Annotated in this window: 15 protein-coding genes; 6 read left to right on the forward strand and 9 right to left on the reverse strand. The window is 71.0% G+C overall.

Going from position 1 to position 20,318, the window contains the following annotated elements:
* The first annotated feature begins 115 nt into the window (after positions 1-115).
* Both OG219_RS40265 and OG219_RS40270 read left to right on the forward strand, forming a co-directional pair.
* The gene (locus OG219_RS40265) at positions 116-1,051 is read left to right on the forward strand and encodes a LysR family transcriptional regulator (protein ID WP_266835223.1); all 936 of its coding nucleotides are present in this window, start codon (positions 116-118) and stop codon (positions 1,049-1,051) included.
* A 538-nt stretch (positions 1,052-1,589) separates the two neighbouring features.
* Positions 1,590-2,420, forward strand: coding sequence for an MHYT domain-containing protein (locus OG219_RS40270; RefSeq protein ID WP_266835225.1), 831 nt, complete (start codon positions 1,590-1,592; stop codon positions 2,418-2,420).
* A gap of 37 nt (positions 2,421-2,457) precedes the next feature.
* Here OG219_RS40270 and OG219_RS40275 read toward each other — a convergent pair whose 3' ends face one another.
* Positions 2,458-3,297 carry a hypothetical protein gene (locus tag OG219_RS40275; RefSeq protein WP_266835227.1) on the reverse strand — a complete coding sequence of 280 codons (840 nt, stop codon included), beginning with the start codon at positions 3,295-3,297 and terminating at the stop codon, positions 2,458-2,460.
* A gap of 862 nt (positions 3,298-4,159) precedes the next feature.
* Here OG219_RS40275 and OG219_RS40280 point away from each other — a divergent pair.
* Complete coding sequence (locus tag OG219_RS40280; protein ID WP_266835229.1) at positions 4,160-5,647, forward strand: hypothetical protein; 1,488 nt, start codon at positions 4,160-4,162, stop codon at positions 5,645-5,647.
* 25 nt (positions 5,648-5,672) lie between these two features.
* On the forward strand, positions 5,673-5,999 hold the full coding sequence (locus OG219_RS40285; RefSeq protein WP_266835231.1) for a hypothetical protein: 327 nt from the start codon (positions 5,673-5,675) through the stop codon (positions 5,997-5,999).
* A 102-nt stretch (positions 6,000-6,101) separates the two neighbouring features.
* On the opposite strand, the gene OG219_RS40290 is transcribed toward OG219_RS40285, so the two are convergent.
* From OG219_RS40290 to OG219_RS40325, 8 genes are all read right to left on the reverse strand, one after another.
* Entirely contained in the window at positions 6,102-7,439 is a 1,338-nt protein-coding gene (locus OG219_RS40290; protein WP_266835233.1) for a protein kinase, read from the reverse strand.
* Positions 7,436-8,347 (reverse strand): PP2C family serine/threonine-protein phosphatase, encoded by a 912-nt coding sequence (locus OG219_RS40295; RefSeq protein WP_266835235.1) that lies wholly within the window; start codon positions 8,345-8,347, stop codon positions 7,436-7,438. Before OG219_RS40295 ends, OG219_RS40290 begins: the two co-directional genes overlap by 4 nt.
* Entirely contained in the window at positions 8,341-9,021 is a 681-nt protein-coding gene (locus OG219_RS40300) for a VWA domain-containing protein (RefSeq protein ID WP_266836397.1), read from the reverse strand. The genes OG219_RS40295 and OG219_RS40300 overlap by 7 nt, the downstream gene beginning before the upstream one ends.
* A 98-nt stretch (positions 9,022-9,119) precedes the next feature.
* On the reverse strand, positions 9,120-9,245 hold the full coding sequence (locus tag OG219_RS40305) for a hypothetical protein (protein ID WP_266835237.1): 126 nt from the start codon (positions 9,243-9,245) through the stop codon (positions 9,120-9,122).
* A gap of 74 nt (positions 9,246-9,319) precedes the next feature.
* The gene (locus OG219_RS40310) at positions 9,320-10,963 is read right to left on the reverse strand and encodes a hypothetical protein (RefSeq protein ID WP_266835239.1); all 1,644 of its coding nucleotides are present in this window, start codon (positions 10,961-10,963) and stop codon (positions 9,320-9,322) included.
* Positions 10,963-13,512: a GTPase-associated protein 1-related protein gene (locus OG219_RS40315; RefSeq protein ID WP_266835241.1), complete on the reverse strand. Its 2,550-nt coding sequence runs from the start codon at positions 13,510-13,512 to the stop codon at positions 10,963-10,965. The genes OG219_RS40310 and OG219_RS40315 overlap by 1 nt, the downstream gene beginning before the upstream one ends.
* Complete coding sequence (locus tag OG219_RS40320) at positions 13,509-14,750, reverse strand: hypothetical protein (RefSeq protein WP_266835243.1); 1,242 nt, start codon at positions 14,748-14,750, stop codon at positions 13,509-13,511. The genes OG219_RS40315 and OG219_RS40320 overlap by 4 nt, the downstream gene beginning before the upstream one ends.
* 1 nt (position 14,751) lies before the next feature.
* Positions 14,752-16,914, reverse strand: coding sequence for a hypothetical protein (locus OG219_RS40325; RefSeq protein WP_266835245.1), 2,163 nt, complete (start codon positions 16,912-16,914; stop codon positions 14,752-14,754).
* A gap of 429 nt (positions 16,915-17,343) precedes the next feature.
* On the opposite strand from OG219_RS40325, the gene OG219_RS40330 reads away from it, so the two are divergent.
* Both OG219_RS40330 and OG219_RS40335 read left to right on the forward strand, forming a co-directional pair.
* Positions 17,344-19,395, forward strand: a complete 2,052-nt coding sequence (locus OG219_RS40330; RefSeq protein ID WP_266835247.1) for a phosphocholine-specific phospholipase C — start codon at positions 17,344-17,346, stop codon at positions 19,393-19,395.
* 64 nt (positions 19,396-19,459) lie between these two features.
* Positions 19,460-20,311: a phospholipid scramblase-related protein gene (locus tag OG219_RS40335; RefSeq protein ID WP_266835249.1), complete on the forward strand. Its 852-nt coding sequence runs from the start codon at positions 19,460-19,462 to the stop codon at positions 20,309-20,311.
* The last annotated feature ends 7 nt before the right edge of the window (positions 20,312-20,318 follow it).

Consider the following 20,318-nt stretch of genomic DNA (forward strand, 5'->3'; position numbering starts at 1 on the left):
CACCCGAACAAACCGACGTTGACCGGAGAGAGCTAAGCGAGCAGCACAACAGCAGGTCAAACAACTGCCAGGCCACGGACTCACAACCAGCCGTTGTTCACTAGGGTGGATCGGCGTGGACCTCGAAGCAGTACGTACCTTCGTTGCCGTTGCGGACGCGGGGCAGTTCCAGAAAGCCGCTGCCGATCTGTCGGTCACCCAGCAGGCCGTCTCCAAGCGCATCGCCGCGCTGGAGCGCACCCTCGGCGTGCGGTTGTTCACCCGCGCCCCCCGCGGCGCCGAGCTCACCATCGACGGGCAGGCGTTCCTGCCCCACGCGCGCGAGCTGCTGCGCGTCGACGAGCGCGCGGTCGCGTCCGTGCGCCCCGGCCGCCGCCCGCTACGCGTCGACGTGATCGCTTCGCGCGGCGCGCAGTCGGGCCTGATGCGCGGCTTCCATCGCGCACACCCCGAGATCGACCTCGACGTGGTGATGCTGCTCGACATCGAGACGGCCGTCGCCGCCATCCGGTCCGGTGCGATCGACGCGTCCTTCCGCGCAGTCGCCGCCCCAGGCCGGCCCCTTCCCGAGGGCATCGAGTCCGTCCGGGTGCTCGACGAGCCGCTCCAGCTCCTCACCGGCCCGGCCCACGCCCTGGCGGGCGCCCGGTCGGTGACCGTCGCCCAGCTAGCCGGGCACCGCATCTGGATGCCCGGCATCGTCCCCGGTACCGAATGGGGCGCCTACTACGACGACCTCGTCGCCGAGTTCGGTCTCACCATCGAGGCGACCGGCCCCAACTTCGGCTCCGACGCGCTCCTCGACACCATCGCCGACACCCCGGCCCTCGCCACCTTCATGGGCGAGCACACCCGCCTCATCTGGCCCGCCGACCACGGCCTGCGCCGCATCCCGGTGACCGACCCGACGCCCGTCTACCCGCACTCGCTCCTGTGGCACCGCGACAACCCCCACCCGGCGCTGGCCACCCTCCGCGCCCACCTCGCTGCCACAGCAACCGGTCACGACGCCGCCGGGACCTGGGCACCGGGCTGGGTGATTCCGCGCTGAACGGTCCCCGCCCGCACGGCCGGAACTCGCCATAGGGGTCGGCAGTGCCGTTGAACCACAGACGGGCGAAGCGCGGGTCCCTGCGAAGCAGGCCTTCGACGCGCCGGCCACTGAACTCCCATTGCTGGTGGGCTTTGTGGGCAGTGGTGGTGATGTATCGATTCGGCTAACACCTATCCAGGTTGTGCAGGAAATGTGTGAAACACGTGCTTGAATCATGCACAGCTCGGCCTGGTGGCTTGAAATCGACCGCTCGGTCCCCCGTGTCCTGTCGCCCGTCGGCAGGACGTCCGTGCGCTTGTGCGGGGCCGCCCGGCCGAGCCGGTACGAACGTGCTGCAGGGGCGGGAGCGGTCGATCCGCACGCGCTCCTGCCGTAGCGCACCCCCTGTCCCCGCGACCCTCCCGACCGGAGGCCCGCGCCCGGCGCGGCCCGGCAACGTCCGCGGACCGCCGGACGGGAGCGTGCGTCACGTCACCGTGCCGGCACACCGCGACTGCGGTGCCGCCTGCCGTCACGTACGTGAAGGGAACCCTCCATGACCGCTACCGCCGCAGCCACCGTCTCCGACTTCTACTACGGCGCCGCGACCCCCGTCGCCGCCTATCTGATGGCGTGCCTGGGGGCTGCCCTCGGGCTGCGGTGCACGACGCGCTCACTGCGGCGCCCGCGGTACAGGGCACGCTGGCTGGCGCTGGGCGCGGTGTCGATCGGCTGCGGCATATGGACCATGCACTTCATCGCCATGATCGGTTTCAGCGTCCAGGGTGCGCTGGTCGGTTACGACGCCACGAAGACGCTCCTGAGCCTCTTCGTGGCGATCGCGGTGGTCGCCGTGGGCGTGTTCCTCGTCGGCTACCGAGGCGGCTCGCCGCTGAACCTGGGTGTGGCGGGCGTGCTCACCGGGCTCGGAGTGGCAGCCATGCACTACCTCGGGATGGCCGCCATCCAGACGAACGGAACCCTCCACTACGACGCGCCGACCGTGTTGCTGTCCGTCGTGATCGCCATCGCGGCCGCCACCGCGGCCCTGTGGGCGGCGGTCTCCATCCACGCGCTGTGGGCGAGCCTGGGTGCGAGCCTGGTCATGGGCGTGGCCGTGACCGGTATGCACTACACGGGCATGGCCGCGGTCTCCGTCCACCTCACCCACCAGACCGAGTCCTCGCAGTCCTCGGCCGACCTGATCGCGTTCCTCCTGGTCATGCTCGCCGGCCCGCTCCTCGTACTCCTGGTAGCCGCCGTGATCGTCATGTTCGACCCCGACATGATGCTCGGCCAGGGCGACCCGGACGCGTCGGTGCCCACACCGTTCGGCGGCGACCCTGTGTTTCCGGCGCAGCCGTCGCCTACCCGCACCTCCTGGTGACCTGACTCCGCCACCGCGAGCAGTCGTGGCCGGCCTTTCAGGCGAGCGGCGCCTGCCGGACGAGTTCGGCCTCGGCCGTCAGGCCGGCGCGGCGGAGGGCTCGGGCCAGCTTGTCGCGCCACCTCGCCTCACCGCGGGCGCGGACTGCCCGTGGCCCCAGCCCCTTGGCCAGAGGACGCAACCGAACCTCGTACAGGGCGTTGACGAGCCCGACGACCTGGTCGATTCCGATGCGCGGCTTGACGACCTCCTGAATGACCGTTTCCTGCTGCGACGTACACCCTCTGTCTTCGAGGAGACGCAGCAGCCTCGCCGTCTTCGAGCAGCGGTCCCTTCTGCGGCAGGAGTTTCCCGAGAACACCGCACGTACGCCGTCCTGTTCCAGGCTCGTCCTGCCCAGTGCGGCGATGACGTCGGCCATGTCCTCCACCGGCCGGTCGCCGGCCACGGACAGCAGTTCCCACCAGAGCAGGCGGCCATCACCCCGCGCTCGGTCGACGATCGCCAGCTGCTGTGCCGCTTCGGCGACCACCGTGGGCTCCCGACGTGACATCGCGGAGAGGAAATTCTTCAACAAGTGCTCGTTGCTGCGATTCTCGCTGCCGAGCAGCGTCTCCGCCATCCTCGCGGCGTCCCGCGGAGGCCGGGCCGCGGCGAAGCCGACCAGGAAGTTCGCCTCCCAGGTGAGCCCCTCCTGCTCCAAGCAGCGCAGCGCGTGCAGAGCTTGGGGGACGGGACGCCGGGCCGCCACGGCCAGTAATTCCTGCGCTTCCGCATGCCGCTCAAGTGCCTGGAGTTCTCTGATGTGTTCGGGCAGTCGCTCCCCGTGCAGCCCGTGCTCGATCTCCGCCGAGACCTGAGCGAGGCGCCAGGGCACGGGGAGAGGTTCTGAATGGGCTGGTTCCGGACGCCGTTGCTGCGGTTCCTCGGGATGTTGTGGAGGGCGTAACAACAGTTCGCGCGACTTGGATTTCCTTTTCAGCCAGATGACTTGGTGATACGTGCTCGGGCTTGCCTCGAGCGCCGCGTCATGGATGTCCCGCAGAGTCGCCGTCTCGGCTGTCACCACGGATGTGTCCGCTGTCTTCTTGAGGGCCTCCTGGTGAAGTTCTGAGATCCAATCCCAAGGGGGAATCCGCTTTCCCGCGAGGTAGAGCGACATGGCGCCCTTGTCGCACGAAGTTCGAGTCGAATACGAGTTCAGTGACTCGTCGAGGAGGCGGTGCAGCTCCCGCAGTGCTTCGGCTAGCGCCCGGTTCTCCGCCGAAAGGTCCTCGCTCAGTTCTTTGAACTGCCGCACGCCCGGCCCCCGCCTTTCCCCCGATGATGAGGCATCAAGGTGAACTATTTGATGCCTCACGCAACATCTCTTTGGCGCGGTGAACTGGGACTTCCGAAGTCCCGTCGAAAGGCCCACCATGCATCGCCGCACCGAATTGATCGTCTTCCTCGCGGTCCTGGCTGCCGGCCTAGCGTTCATCGCGTTGGGAGTGACCCCGAATTCGCTCTCCACGGTCGCCATCGCGCTGAGCGGATTGTACGGCGCATACCATCACCCGAACCCAGGAAACGGCGGAGGAGGGGACAACGACAAACGGCAGGACGGGAGTTGAGCGAAGTGCCGCCCCGCGACCTGCGCAAGCCCTACCGTGGAGGCAGCGCACAACACCGGATACCGGGATGTGCTGGGCAGCCGCCGGGGGGAACGTATGCCGCTCACCAGTGCCAGTCTCACGCCCTTGCCGAAGTACCGTACGGATCTTGTGACCCGCCGGCTGTGCGCCACGGTCCACCTCGACGAGGTCCTCGCACGGGCGGTGTGGGAGGAGTACGTGGAGGACGGGCTCCAGGCGGTGGCGCTGCCGCAGGGGATCAACCTGGTCGCGCTGATACGGCATACGCGGCAGGCCATCGCCCGGTGGCGGCGCCGGGACCAGGCGCTGGCCGTGGCGGCGATAGCACTGCCGGCGGCGACGGCGGTGGCGCTGTGGCAGGTCGTCGCCGGTAGCCAGGGCATGGCCGCGGCCTCGGCCGTGGTGGCCGTCGTGACGCTGGTGGCCGCCTGGTGGGTGGCCCACGGGTCCGAGTTGGGGGCACGGCGCGCGGCACTGCTGCTGGGACGGGAAGGAGCCCCCGCGATGGACCTGGCGCCGCCGCTCGACCCGGAGGTGGAGCAGCGGCTGGAGTCCATGAAGCGGGCGAACTTCGTCGCGTACCACGCCGCGGTGGAGAGGATCAATCCCTTCGTGGGGAGCGGCTGGCGGATCACCGAGTCGGTCTGGGACGCGGTCGACGTGAGCCGTCCGGCCAAGGACGACCAGGGCCGGGACAAGCAGATCATCCCGTTCGACGCCGCCGATCTGCACCACTACCTGGCCGTCGAGATGCCCAAGATCGTGGGCCTTGAGACACTCCACGCCCGCAATCGGCTGTACGTCCGCGGGCTGCACGTGTCGTACCTGGGGAAGGACGTGCTGCCGGACGCCACCCGTCCGCCGGTCGTCGTCGTGCCCAAGCAACTGGTGAAGAGCGGGACGGTGCAGACGGGCGCGGGCGCGGAGACGTATCTGTGTCTGCGCATGCTGGGACCGGGCGGGCGGGTGGTGGTGACCATGCATCTGCGGGCGCACCTGCTGATGCCCCGTCTGACGTGGGAGGTCACCGCGTATGTGATACCGCCGCTGTCCGAGCGCTTCGACGCGGTGGAGTACCTGCCGACCGGCCCCGTACGGCTGTGGTGGGACACCGTCCGCACGGTCAACCGCGGCTTCCGGCACACACTGTTCGGCGCTCTGGGGCGACTGAACGGCGAGGGTGCTCGGCTGCGCCGCAAGGCCCGCCTGCTGAGCCAGGTCCGCAAGGAGATCCGCAAGGGCCGGACGGACTGGGACTACGGCGCGGAGAACGGGCTGCGCGAGGCGATCGCGGACTGGGACCGCATGGGGTACATCGAACGGCGCGACACCTCCCACTACTTCAAGCGGCTGGAGCAGGGCGTGCTCCTGGCCACCGGTGCCTTTCTCAGGGAACACCACGTCGACACCTCCGACTTCGAGGAGACCGAGAAGCGGATCGTCAACGCGCAGACCTACAACTTCGCGGGCCCGATCACCGGCCCCGCGCAGTTCGGCAACCACCTTCAGCAGGTCAACCACCAGCAGCACACGCCCCCGCCCGGTCCCGCGCAGGGCGGCGGAGGCCAGCAGGGCCCGCCCGGCCGTCCGTGAGCAACTCCCCGAGGAGGCAGCACCCATGAGCAGCAACTTCAACTTCAACGGCCCCATCACCGGCCCGGTCCAGGCGGGCGACCACACCGTCCAGCACAACACCGTCTACAACAGCGGGACTTCGACCGCCGAAGCGCTGCGGCTGGCCACCGACCTCGTCCGCGAACTCGGCCCGTCGGCGCCGCCCGAGGCCGAAGCGGTGCGCGCCGAACTGGCCCGCGCCGAGGCGAGCAACGAGCCGCCCGACCACGGCAGGATCCGGGCCTGGCTCAACACCGTGAGCCTGGGCGTCGGCACCGGCAGCAGCGCGCTGGTCCTTTCCGAGGGCATCATGCGCGCCCTCGGCGGCTGAACCGACCCAACACGGCCCGGTTCAGGGATGGTTGGGCCACAGACACCGGACCGGCCGTCCCTCAGGACGAGTGCACCACGCCTCCACCCCGCCGCCTCGTCCTCAGGACGAGTGCACCACGGCCTCCACCCCGCCGCCCAGATCCACCCCGAGCCCCGGCCGCAGCGACACCGAGCGGCCGGGTTCGACCTCCTGCGCCGTGCCGTCCGTACGGCGGGCGTGCCAGACCTCCTGGGAGCGGTTGGTCAGCCCGAACTGGCCGGGGCGCTTCGGGTTCTCCGACAGCTCCGCGATGACCGCGTTGGTGGAGTAGTCGTGGCGCTTGGGCTCAGCCTCCAGATGATGCCCGTAGAGACGGGCGTCCCGGCCGAGCCGAACCGTGCGGACGGTGCGCGGATGCGCGGTGGTGACCACCAGCCGGGCGGGCATGACCAGGGTCTTTCCGCAGCTCCAGCAGGTGGGGGCGGTCTGGGCGTCGGGCTCGGTCATGTTCTGCCGGCCGCAGTCGGCGCAGATCACGATGGTGTCGCGGATCTTGCTCAGCGTCTCCCGCCACTGCGACTCGCGCACCCGCCGGGACGGCTCCCTGAGCCCCTCCGTGAAACTGTGCACGAACAGATCCTGCAGGGCGGGAGGCGCGACGCCCCAGGTGGCCAGCACGGTGGTCTGCTCGTGCGCGTCAGGGCGGTTGGACTGATCGGCGGGATCGAAGACGAACACCGGATTCGTGCCGTACAGCTTCTTCTCGGCGGCCTCGTCCAGACAGCGGATCCGCAACTCCGCGATGCCCTTGAGGGGGTGATGGTTCATCAGCAGCATGAAGAGCAGTACGGCCAGGGAGTGCAGGTCCGTCTGAGTGCTGGGCGTCGCGCCGTCGTCGCCGCGCACCAGCTCCGGGGCCATGAACTCCATCGTGCCGGCGATGCCCGACACTGCCCCCTCCACCACCGCGTTGTCGTTGTCGCAGACCAGTACGTCCCCGGTGGCCGGGTCGAAGAAGATGTTGCCCCAGGAGATGTCGCGGTAGGCGACGCCTCTGGAGTGCAGGGCCTTGTACGCCTCCACCATGTGGATCCCGGCGGTGACCAACTCCTGGTACTGGACGCTCACTTGGCGGCGGAAGAGCTCCGGCAGGCCCCGGAAGCGGTCCGGGCGCAGGTCCATCAGATAGCCGAAGCCCCCGGCGTTGTCCTGAACGACCTGCTGGGGCCAGAGGAACCGCTCGTCGGTGAAGCCGCGGCCCACCAGGTCCTCCACGATCTGCAGTTGCTGATCGGTGGCGCAGCCGGGGTAGTACCACTTGAGGGCACGCTCCCCGGCGGGGGTGCGCACCCGGTACACCTCTCCCTGGCCTCCTGAGCCCAGGAGAACGTCGATCATCACGCCCCCGCCGTCCTCGTCGGTGAGCGTGGTGCCAGGGGGGAGCATGCCGTTCGTCATTCTTCCTCCGTACCGGTCCAGGTGCTCGCCGAGGTGCCGCTCGGGCCGGTCGCCGCCCGCCAGGCCGCGGCCACCGTCGTGTCGTCGCCCGAGTACTTCGCCGCCTGGGCCAGCCACTTGGGCAGATCGTCCGCGACCGCCGAGGGGCCCTGCTCCCGCAGCCGTTCATAGGTGCCCCGGACGAAGTCCTGGAAGCCCTGGCGGTCCACGAAGCTCTTGGAGAGCCCGTCCGTCGACAGCAGCACCAGCGCGGGTGAACTGTCCGCCGCGGTGATCGGGGACCAGTGCACCCGCATCAGGTCCCAGGCCTGCCGGCTGCACAACGAGTCCGTCTCGTCGCCCAGTTCCGGCAGGCCGGAATCGAGCGGCAGCCGGATCTTCCCCCGCGGGTCGACCACCGCCAGCTCGCCGTCCCCGAGCTGCCAGCCCACCAGCAGCCCCGGGGTGATGACGGCGCCGATCAGCGTCGTCCCGTACGGCACCAGATCCTGTTGCCGCACTCCTTCCGCGGCGGGCGGCGTGGAGTCCGGCCCGCCGGCCTTGCGCCGGGCGTGCTCCAGGACCTCGTGCTGCCAGGACCGGACCAGCTCGCGGGGCATCCGGTCCTCGGCGTCGGCCTTGAGCCGGGGCAGGGGCAGTGAGCGCAGGGCCCGCTCCGCGAACTCCTTGCCCAGCCGGATGAAGATCTTCACCGCGTACTGGGCGCCCACATGGCTGTAGGCGTGGGCGGCGGAGCCGTGTCCGTCGGCGACCGCGAGCACCGCGGCGTCCCGGCCGGGGACCAGCTCGGCGGAGGCGTCGTCCTGGTAGTTCTTCTTGTGCGGGCCCATCACGTGTTCGCAGTGGATCCGCCAGTGGTCACCCGAGGACAAGCCGGTCGCTTCAGCCGCGCCGGGCACGGTCACCACACGTCGTCATCGTCGTCGGCCGTCGTCACGGTGGGCGGGGCGTAGGGCGCGTACCCGCCGCCCAGCGTCTTGGCGTCGGCCGCGGCCGCGACCGGGGTGGAGGCCGCCTTGACGGCCACCGTTGACGCCCAGCGGATGGCGGCGGCCAGCTGCTTGGGGCTGTTGGCGTCGAACGGCTCCAGCTCCGGGTTGGCGAGGAACTCCTTGAGCATGGCCCGGTCGACGTCCTCGCCGATGCCGATCGAGACCCGCACGGCGCGCTTGCCCCAGGGCGTGGCGTCGACCGCTCTGAGGCCGGAGCGCCAGTCGTCGGTGGGCTGCCCGTCCGAGACCAGTGCGAGGACGGGCTTCAGGGCCCGCTCCGGCATGGGCGGCATCTCCAGCTCACGGGCGACCAGCTTGAGCGCCTCACCGAGATTGGTGATGCCGTCCGGCTGGACGTCCTGCCAGTGGAAGTCGTCCACCGGTGTGGAGGTCGGCTGCTGCCAGCGCGCGCTGGTGGAGAAGGTGAGGGCCCGCACCATCAGCGAGGCCGCCGGATTGTCCTTGGCCACCGCCCGCATCTCGGGCAGGGCTTCCTTGATGGCGAAGTTGAGCGCGCCGATCTTTCCGTTGACCCCCATGGAATACGAGGTGTCCAGTATCCAGAAGAAATGGACCGGACGGCTGGCCATCGCTCCGCCTGGGATATCGCTCACGGTTCGTCCCCCTCAGTCTGGATCGGCTTTCCGCCTGATCCGCCGTCCGCCTGATCCGCTGTCCGTCCGATCGGCTATCCGCTCGTGAGAGCGAGGACCAGGGCGCCCAGGGGGAGCAGCAGGACGGCAGCCACCGACACCGCGAACATCCCGAGAATCACGCGGCGCTGCCGGCACACGTGGGTGGGCACCTGCGTCATCTCCGGCTCCCCCTCCGCAGACTCGCCCGTTTCCGGGCTGCCTCATCGAAGATACTCGTGGCTCTGAGCTGCCGTCAGGAGCTTTCGGCAACACCCGGATCCCTTGTCGGCCGTGGCGGAATCCGACCGGAAGCAACCGCCGGGCGCGCTTTCTTGATCCGCAGTCCGGTACGGCGCAGAAGCCACAGGACCGGCTCCGCCGCATGCCGCCGTTCGGCCGCGTGGGGCTGCGTGCCGACGGCGTCCTGCGCGCTCAGCGCGGTGAACCGACAGGCCCCGAAGTCGTGTTCGAGGCCGCGGACCAGATTCTCCAGCCCCACGGCCCGCAGCCAGCCGTCGACGCCGTCCGTCAGCGTCGGCAGTGAGTCCAGTCGGTGGAGCACGTCCTTCTTGGTCACCACGACCGCCACCGGAGTACGCCGGCGGCGCCCCGACATGGCGGCCAGTTCACCGGAGAGCCGTTCGTAGGTGTGCATCGGGCTCTCCGCCGAAGGGGAGGCCAGATCGGCCCGCGTACGTTCGTCGGGGGGCAGTCCGGCGTACACCGAGGGGTCCGCGAGCGCGTCCACGACCAGTACGAGGGCGTCGGCATGGGCGAGATACTCCTGCTCGCGCAGCCGCTGGGGGGATTCCAGGTTCTCGCCCCGGGGGTCGTACAGGTACAGCAGCCGCTTGCGGTAGCGCTTCCCGACGTACAGCATGACCGCGGTCGGCTGGACGGCCGTGGTCTTGCCGATGCCGCCGCCGGCTGCGAGCTGGGCCGCGTCGCGCTCGTACTCCCGGCGGTCCGCGTCCCGGGCGAAGCGGACCGAGAGCTCCCCGCCCTTCATTCGCGCGAGCAGCCCGGCGACCATCGCCTGCAGCAGCATCGACTTGCCGGAGGAGGTGCCGCCGATCAGCGGCACATGGACGAGCCGGGCCGAGCCGAGGCCGTCCGGGAGCGGGAGGGAGCACTCGGGGCACTCGGCGTCGAGCCGGTGCCGCCCGGTGAGGAAGCTGGTGCGGAGCACCTGGCCGCACTCGCAGACGCGGCGCAGGACGCCGTAGCGGCCGGGCCGCAGCGAACTGTGCGGATGGCGGCAGCCGGGACACCGGTACACGGGGAGCGCCACGGAGTGATAGCACCCCGGGTGGGGGCACTTCATCCGGATCCGCCCCACGACGAGCCTGCCCGTGTCGATGCCGCGCACGCACAGAGCCGCCAGGACCAGTGCGGCACAGCCGGTGCAGAGCAGTACCCCGAACACCAGCGTCGTGGCGACGGCGGTCGCGGCGGCGGCGAGGCTGCCGAGGAGCGCGCCCAGGGCGACGCCGACGCTGAAGAACCGCAGGAAGAGCACCTCCCACGTCTCCCGCCTTCCGTACGGCTTCCGGTAGAGGTTCCACATCGAGCGGACCCGGTCCTTCATCCATACGTCCACCACGCGCCGCCAGATGTCGGTCGCGCCCATCGCCGTGGCGCTGACGGCGTCCGTCCACGCCTGCTGTGCCCAATAGGCCCGGTAGGCGGGTTCGGCTCCGCCGGGCGGCCGCACGCGGGGGTCGTAGGTCCCGGGCCGCCATGGACCCAGGTTCTTGCCGGTCACCGTGACGTACTGCGCGTACGCGACGGGCGCGGAACGCAGCAGGTTCCAGACGATGACCGGCGACTGTATGAAGAGCAGGACGACGAGGGCGGACACCCAGGGGGAGCCGGAGAAGAGATCGCTCAAGGACATCAGTGTTCCTCCGCTCCCGGTTGTGTCTCCACCGTGCCGGGGCCCGCGTCGCGCCAGCCCTTCGAGGGGCGGGCGCCGCCTGCTCCGGACCCGCGACGGCGCCCCCACCGGCGGGCCAGGCCCGGCCGGTACCAGTCCCGCCACCGCTCGGCCCAGGTGCTGCTCACATCGGTCAGCTCCGACTCGGCCGCCGACAGATGGGGTTCCGGCAGTCTGCGTACGGCCGGTTTCAGGAACTGGTCGAGCAGGCGGAGCCGGACGCGGTCCCAGGCAGGGTTGAAGTCGCCGAAGCTGTTCCACGCGATGAACAGGGCGGCCAGATGTGACGGGTCGCGCTGCAGCCGGTCAAGGGTCACCGAACTCCGGGCCTCTGCCTCGTACGTGTCCATCAAGCCCTCGTCGCCGAAGCGCACGAGCTGCTCCAGCTCGTCCCGCAGCATCGTCCCGGCCACGCCCGGACGGACGGAACTCTCGGGGGTGGCACCGCTGAGGATGCGGGCCACCAGACCGCGGGCCAGCCTGCGTTCGAGGCTGTCGTCCAGCGGGCGGGCCCGGTCGCGCAGCGCGATGGCGTACGCGGTGAAGCCGCGCTCGGCGTGGCCGGTGCGGATGTCCTCGGCGTGCAGCAGCAGGTTCAGCCCGTCACGCACGCGTGGTTCGGTCAGCCCGAGGCCCGGTGGCAGGGCGGACAGCAGGGCCCGTGCCACCTCTGGGGCGTCCGGGTCGGCGGCGTCGGCGGCGAGCGCGGTGCGGGCCAGTTGGTGATCGAGACCGCTGGCCGTCAGCAGATCCGGCGGGGTCTGGGCAAGGAGCATCAGCGCGTCGTCCATCGAGGGCCGCCGCCCGGGCCAGGTCAGCAGGAACGCGGTCCGCAGGACGGAGGGATCGGCGGTCTCCTGCCACTTCGCCTCCCGGATCAGCCGGTTCATCATCCGCAGTCCGCTGTCGGGATCCCGCGTCCCGCGTCCGGCGGCCGCGGCCGCGCGCAGGTGGGGATAGTCGGCCAGCTCGGCCGGGTCCAGCGTGGCGTCCAGGCCGGCCAGTACGGGTACCACCGGGATCGGGTCGCCGGACAGGGCCACGTCGTTGAGGCGGTCGAGCAGGGCGCCGCGTACGCCCCGCGACCCGTGCCCGGACACCGCGGCCGCCACTTCGCGGGCGGACGGCCCGGATCCGGGGGCGCCGTCCGCGGCGCGCGCCAGCAGATGGTCGGCCAGCCGCACCCCCGGCGCGGCCGGCGGCGGGTGTCCGACGAGGTGGGTGGCCAGCGTTTCGCCCAGGCTCAGCAGGGTGAGGAGCCGCTCGGTCGGTACGTGCGGATCGGCGAGCAGGACGGTGAGCCGGGGACCCAGCTCCCGGGCCAGCTCGACACAGGCCTCCGGGGTCAGCGCCGAGTGGAGACTGCTGGGCACCGCGCCCCGGCCGTCGATCGCGGCGCGCACCGTGTCGCGCGCGAGGGGTTCGGTGACCTCGGGCGGCCACTGAGCCGCGAGGGCGTCCAGCAGCCCGGGCAGCGCGTCGGTGCCGGTGCCGTCGGTGTCCTCGGTGAGCAGGGTCTCCAGGAAACGCTGCCAGAAGGTTTCGTCCTGCCGGTCCGCGTGGCGCAGGGCCCACGCGGTGCCGGCGGCACGGCCGGCCGCCTCCAGGGGGATGCCCTCGTACAGCGCGCGGGACGCGAGTACCTCCGCGTCGAAGGGCGCGTCGGCCGCCGCCCGGACCAGGAGGTCGGGCCGGCCCGCCAGCCAGACGCGGGCGGCCACCGCCGCCCAGGGCGCGGTGCGGGGATCGCTGGACGTGCCGCCGAGGCAGTGGTGGAAGCGGAACTGGTGGCCCAGGTCGGCCGAGGCGTACCCGAATTCGGCGTCCGCGAGCACCCCCACGATCTGCTGCTCGGCGAGGTAGGGGCGACGGGTGTACGTGGTGAAGGTCAGCGTCGGCGCGTATGCGGGCGGCAGCGCCGCACAGGCCAGGGCGACCCACAGGGCGACTTCCTCCGCGCCCTCCTCGACCATCACCAGGGTGGGTGCCCGCTCGTCCTCGAACAGCCGCCGCACGTCGGACAGGAACGGTGCGAGGCGTTCGGCCCGGCGCCGGGCGAAGGCCGTGAGCTGCTGCCGTCCGATCCGGTCGCCGGGGCTCACCGCCGCCAGCGGCGGCGCACCGTCCACCGGTGTGACGGTCCGCCAGTCCGGCGACTCCCAGGCCGCGATGGGCAGCATCCCGCCCGGCAGACCGGCTCCCGGCGGAACCAGCAGGGCGTGCGCGTGGAAGTTGCCGTAGCGGCCGCTGTAGTCCGCGCCGGTGTAGCGCGTACGGCTGAGCACCCCGGTGCCGTCGGGCAGCAGGCTGAAGCCGAACGCGACGGGAAAGGCGGGCAGTTCGGCCTCGGTCGGCCGGGCCGGGGAGTCGCGCGGCGGTTCGTAGCCCAGGAGTGGTTCGGCCAGCCGGAGCAGTGCGGGGTCGGTGTCCGGGCTCGTGGCGGTGAAGCGGAAGCCGGAGCCGTCGGGGCCGGGCGGGGCGGAGGTGTAGTGCAGTTGACGGAGCGTCATCGGGGCTCACGTCCCTTCCGGGCGGTACGTGCCGTGCGGACGGGAAGCAGGCCGCGCCTGCCGAGCAGCCACAGCAGTGGATCCTCGACGCGCAGTGGCCGGGGCCCCGACTTCGGGGCGTCCGAGGGCGATTCGGCGGGCGGCGGTGAGCCAAGGGCGGAGAGGCAGAAGAGTGAGAACTCGGCGAAGTCCCGGTCGAGTTGGCGATAGAGCACCCCGCCGTCCCACTCGTCGAGGAGTGCACGGGCGTCCTGGTCCACGGCGACCCGGTCGCTGTCGTCCAGGGCTCCCGTACGGACGGCCGGACGGCCCAGGGCCGAGCCGTGCGGCAGCCAGGCGCGCAGGACGTCGCTCTTGGTGATCGCCACCGCCAGCGGGGTGGTGACCTTGCCCTTGCCCTCGCCTCTGCGGCGGCCGCGCAACTGGGCCGCGAGGTCGGCGGCGATCTGCTCGGGGGCGGTCTCCACCGGCGGCAACTGCCCTGCCAGTTCCGGCAGTTGTTCCCGTACGGTCCGCAACTGCAGCGGGTCCACCAGCAGGATGACGCCGTCGGCCGCGGCCAGATAGGCGGTGTAGCGGTCCATGGCCTCGGCACTGGCCAGGTCCTCACCGGCAGCGTCGAAGAACACCAGGGCGGTGTGCCTGCTGCCGTCGCGCAGACCGCCCACTCCGTGCCGAGGTGTGCTCAGCCGGAATATCAGCGGGTCGTTGAAGCGCATGGCGGCCGGCTGGGTGGGCCCGGGCAGCAGCAGCCGGTGGTAGAGGTCGTCCTCCATGACCCGGTACCGCTGCTGTGTCGCGCTGCCCATGCTGGCCAGGGCCGCGTTGAACTCCCGGCCCACCCTGTTGCGCAACTCGTGGGCGAGCACGGTGACATAGGTGCTCTTTCCCGCGCTCTTCGGGCCGATGAGGGCGATGATCCGGCTGCTCTGGTCGCAGTAGTCGCTGGGCAGGTCGTTGTGGCAGTTGCGGCAGACCCGTACGGGGGTGCCCACACCGCACGCGGGGCAGGGCGCGCGCCCGCGCCCGGTGCGCAGGCCGCGCGGTGCGTCGAAGCAGGGACCTCGCTGGGCGGCGGGCCCGGAGGCCGGGGCACCGGTGAAGGCCGCCCACGTGGCGTCGGGCTCGGGCGCGCAGGGTGCCGCACCGCGCACACCGGTGCGCGCCATCAGGCAGCGGTACGCCAGCTTGGAGGCGCGGTCGGAGGTGAAGCAGTAGGGGCAGACGATGGTCGTCATGTCAGCGCACCACCAGTGTGTCGGCCGGCGGATGGTCCAGTTGCGCGGCGGGAGCGCCGGCTCCGAGCAGAAAGCCGCGCAGCAGATAGGGCTTGGTCCGGCCGCGCAGGTCGATCTCGGCGCGCACCGGCTCTCCGGCGGCCAACCGGTCGCCGGTCAGGCGCAGTTCCTCGATGCCGTGCCGCGGATGCAGTGGGGCGATGCTCTCCCGGCCGACCAGCAGGAAGTCCGGGCAGTCGGTCGCGCCGGGTGCGGCGCCGGGCAGTTCGGCCCGCACCTCGACCAGGCGTCGCGCCCCGGCCCGCCAGCCCGGCTTGACCAGCCGGTAGGAGAGCCGTATCCGGGACGGCACCCGTATGTGCCCCTCCCCGGAGATCACGAACTCCGCGTCGTCGGAGGGCAGCGGCGCCACGGCCACGTCGAGCGCCTCGCCGTTCGCGGCCAGGCTCAGCCCCTCCCGCAGATAGGCGCTGCGGGTCACCCGACGCTCCCGGGCCACACCGCTCTGCCGCCATCCCACGAGCACCACGGGGGCCGGATCGGGCCACTCGAAGCCGAGCCGCACCGTGTCGTCCGGGCCGCGCTCGGCGGTCATGCCACGGACCGGGGTCTGGGCCTCGACCAGCACACTGGGGCCCGCGACGGCGTGGCTGCCGAGCACCGTCACCGCGGTGATCCGCACCGAGGTGCCCGCCGCCGGTTCGAGCAGGGGAGAGGACAGGGGCGGCTGGGGCAGCTTCGCGGTGAAGCCGTCCGGCAGTTCGGCGCCGGGCTCGGGCGGCGGCCCCTTCCACGGCACCAGCAGGACCTCGCCCCGGGCCGGCGGAATCCAGCTGAGCCGTACCGGACCGGTCGCGGTGTGCTGCTCGCCGGTCAGCGACTCGACCGGCCGGGGCCACTCCTCGACCTCCACGCGGGCGGTCACGCCCGGGGAGCGGACGGTCCGCCGGTCGGACCCCGGGTACTCGCAGTGGATCTCATAGGAGTAGGTTCCGGGCTCCAACGGCCCGTCCTCGAAACCGTCCTGACGGCACGTCACTTCGGTTTCGCCGTCGTCGTGTTCGCGCAGCGCGCGGATCGCCACCGCCGCGGCGGGAGCCCGCCAGGTGGCGCTGACGCCGGGCCGCCCGGCGGACAGCGTGAGTTCACGCACCTCCGGGGCGACCAGCAGCGGGTCGCTGATCCGGGGCCGCCCGGCGATCCGTCCGTCGCGCAGCGGGAGTATCGCGTAGCGCACCCTGCTGCCGGGTACGGCGGCCGTGTCGGTCACCTGGGTCGCGGCGCCGGGCACGCCGACCTCGGTGTGCCGGTGCGGCTTGCCCGGTGGGTGGCGCAGAACCCGGTAGAGGATGGTCCCGCCCTGGTCGGTGGCGGCGTTCCAGGTGACCGTCACGCCGTCGTGTCCGGCCTCCGCGCGGACCGGAAGGAGGCCCGGGGCCACGGGTGCCCCGGCCTCCGCGCTCCGCAGCAGACCGGTCAGCGCCCTCGGTTCGTCGACGGCGTACCGGGCCGTGACCAGATAGCCGGTGGCCGCCTGCCGGTATTCGCCCTTCCGGTGCAGTGCGTCCGCCCGGGCCAGTGCCTCGTCGGTGCCGGCGCGCAGTTCGGCCACGGACGCCAGCAGTGCGCGCAGCTCCGGGTCGGCCACGACTCCGGCCAGCCGGGCCGCGTACCGTTCCGCCCGGCACAGCTGCCGACCGGTCAGGGCCTCGTGGATACTCCCGGCCGCCTCCCCGTCGAGCCGCCCGGCCGGCTTCAGGCACGCGGTCACGGCGGCGACCAGCTCCGCCGCCTCGTCCTTGTCCACGCCCAGTTCCACGGCGGCCGGGACGCTGATTCCGTCGGGGTGGTCCTGGAGCAGCAGCACCAGTTCGTGGACGACGACGCGGCGCAGGCCCATCGGGTCGGTGCCCAGGATTTCCGCCGCCCGGTCGAGCAGGGCCGTCGCCTTCGCCCGCTGCGGGCCACCTTCGCGCCGCCAGTGCTCCCGTTGCGCCTCGACGTAGGCCTCGTCGACGCGCAGCCACGTCATGCCGCGACCGCGGAACCAGAGTCCGTCGAGCACCTTGAACCCGGGGCGTACGCCCCAGGCGCCGAGCAGTTCAGCGGTGTGCCGGAAGCCGAGGGCGCGCAGACCCGAGGACCAGGCCGCGTGACCGGTCATCCCGGGAGTCAACGGCAGTTCGAGAGGCGCCCACGCGCTCCCCGGCCGCTTCCCCCGCCCCCCGTGATACGGCACCCCGCGACCCCCCGCCGCATGTCGCCCACCTCTGGCCGGCCTTTGGCGTCGGCAGGTCCGGGACGGGCTGGAGAGACCATTGCAGCAGATTCGACAGGTGTGCGCCCCGCCTTTGACAGGTCGGACCCGGGCGGCCGAACGCGATGCCACGGCACCTGCCGACACCGCTCAAAAAGCCGTGCCCCAGGAGCCTCTCAGGAAACGGCAGTCGCCGAGCATCTCCCGTACCGCCGACTTTCACATCAGCGACACCCGACCCTTTCCTGACGTTTGGTGTGCCTGCAAAACTCCCTTCGCGCAGGTTCCATCAGCATCGGGCGATACGCGCCCCGTCAGGACAGAGGTCAACCACCCATGCCTCAAGTGAATCGGCGCCGCTTCCTCCAGCTGGCCGGCGGCACCGCGGCGTTCACCGCGTTGTCCAACAGCATCGAGCGCGCCGCCGCGCTGCCCGCGCACCACGGTTCCGGCACGATCGACGATGTCGAGCACATCGTCGTCCTGATGCAGGAGAACCGTTCTTTCGACCACTACTTCGGCTCGCTCAGGGGCGTCCGCGGCTTCGGCGACCCGGTTCCGGCCACGACCTCGGGCGACAAGTCGGTCTGGTACCAGTCGGACGGCACCAAGGACGTGCTCCCCTTCCGGCCCGACGCCGACGACCTGGGCCTGCAGTTCATCCAGGACCTCCCGCACGGCTGGAGCGACGGGCACGCCGCCTTCAACAAGGGCAAGTACGACAAGTGGGTGCCCAACAAGTCGTCGACGACGATGGCGTACCTGACGCGTGAGGACATCCCGTTCCACTACGCGCTCGCCGACGCGTTCACCATCTGCGACGCCTACCACTGCTCGTTCATCGGCTCCACCGACCCGAACCGCTACTACATGTGGACGGGCTACACCGGCAACGACGGCACCGGCGGCGGCCCGGTCCTCGGCAACGACGAGGTCGGCTACGACTGGACGACGTACCCCGAGCGCCTCGAAGTGGCCGGCGTCTCCTGGAAGATCTACCAGGACGTCGGCGACGGCCTGGACGCGAACGGCTCCTGGGGCTGGATCCCCGACGCCTACCGGGGCAACTACGGCGACAACTCGCTGCTGTACTTCAACAAGTACCGCAACGCCGAGCCCGGCGACCCGCTCTACGACAAGGCCCGCACGGGCACCGACGCCCGCAAGGGCGAGGGCTTCTTCGACCAGCTGAAGGCCGACGTCAAGGGCAAGAAGCTGCCGAAGATCTCCTGGATCGTCGCGCCCGAGGCCTTCACCGAGCACCCCAACTGGCCCGCGAACTACGGTGCTTGGTACATCTCCCAGGTCCTGGACGCGCTCACCTCCGACCCCGAGGTGTGGGGCAAGACGGCGCTGTTCATCACGTACGACGAGAACGACGGCTTCTTCGACCACCTCGTACCGCCGTTCCCGCCGCAGTCCGCCGCGCAGGGCAAGTCCACGGTCGAGGTCGGCCCGGACCTCTACGCGGGTGACGCGAGCCGCACGGCCGGTCCGTACGGGATGGGCCAGCGGGTGCCGATGCTCGTCGTCTCGCCCTGGAGCAAGGGTGGTTACGTCTGCTCCGAGACGCTCGACCACACGTCCATCATCCAGTTCATGGAGCGCCGCTTCGGCGTGCACGAGCCCAACATCTCGCCCTGGCGGCGCGCGATCAGCGGCGACCTCAGCTCGGCCTTCGACTTCGCACGCAAGGACACCAAGCCGGTCGCGCTGCCCGACACCGACGGCTACGAGCCGCCGGACGGCGACCGCCACCCCGACTATGTGCCGACCCCGCCCGCGAACCCCGCCCTGCCCAAGCAGGAGCGCGGCACGCGCCCGGCCCGCCCGCTCAAGTACGCCCCCCTCGTGGACGGTTCGGCGGACGCGGCGGCCGGCACGTTCACGCTCACCTTCGGCTCGGGCGCCAAGGCGGGCGCCGCCTTCCTCGTCACCTCCGGCAACCGCACCGACGGCCCCTGGACCTACACGGCCGAGGCGGGCAGGAAGGTCTCGGACACCTGGAACTCGGCGTACTCGAACGGCGCGTACGACCTGACGGTGCACGGCCCGAACGGTTTCCTGCGCACGTTCAAGGGTTCCGGCAGGAAGGCGGGACCCGAGGTCACCGCGCGCCACACGGGCGGCAACGTCGAGCTGACCCTCACCAACAAGGGCTCCGGCACGGTCGAGCTGAAGGTGAGCAGCGGCTACGGCGGCCCGTCGAAGTCGTTCAAGGTGCGGGCGGGCGCGACCGTGAAGCACACCTTCGACCTGCGGGCGAGCAAGCGTTGGTACGACCTGACCGTCGTGTCGGCCACGGACGCGAGCTTCCTGCGCCGGTTCGCCGGACATGTGGAGAACGGCCTGCCGGGCGTGAGCGACCCGGCGATCGTGACCGTCTGAGGGAGCGGCTGATGACTGCCCAACTGCTGGTTGCTTTCAAGCCATCTCGCGGTAGTGTGCCCCGGTGACCACGCATTCGAACACACCTGCAGGCTGGTACCCGGATCCGAACGGGGCGCCCCAGACACAGCGCTACTGGGACGGCTCTCAATGGACGCAGCACACGAATGCGGACCAGCAGGCCCAGCCCGCGCAGCAGGTACCGCATCAGACCCAGCAGGCGTACGCGCCGACGCAGCCCGCCGCGGGTCCCGACCCGCGCGTGCAGCGTCAGGTGCAGCAGCAGGCCGGGGTCGCGGCGAACGGCGCGGGCGGCGGCACCCTGTTCACCGAGCCGGTCCTGGTGGTCAACCAGAAGGCCAAGCTCATCGAGCTGACCAACGAGTACAAGGTCATGGACCAGCAGGGCAACCAGCTCGGTTCGGTCGTCCAGGTCGGACAGAGCGCGCTGAAGAAGATCCTCCGCTTCGTCGCCAGCATCGACCAGTTCATGACCCACAAGCTGGAGATCCGTGACGCGTACGGCCAGCCGCAACTGCTGCTGACACGCCCCGCGAAGTTCCTGAAGTCGCGGGTGCTCGTGGCGCGTCCGGACGGTTCGCCCGTCGGCGAGATCGTCCAGCAGAACATGATCGGGAAGATCAACTTCGCGATCAACGCCAACGGTCAGCAGGTCGGCGCGATCAAGGCGGAGAACTGGCGCGCCTGGAACTTCGCGATCGTCGACCAGTCGGACAACGAGGTCGCCCGGATCACCAAGACCTGGGAAGGCCTGGCCAAGACGATGTTCACCACCGCGGACAACTACGTCCTGCAGATCCACTACCAGCTCCCCGAACCCCTGCTGAGCCTGGTCGTGGCGACGGCTCTGACCGTCGACACGGCCCTCAAGCAGGACTCCCGCGGGCTCGGCTGACACGACA

It is taken from the genome of Streptomyces sp. NBC_00038, assembly GCF_026343635.1.
Taxonomy (GTDB): domain Bacteria; phylum Actinomycetota; class Actinomycetes; order Streptomycetales; family Streptomycetaceae; genus Streptomyces.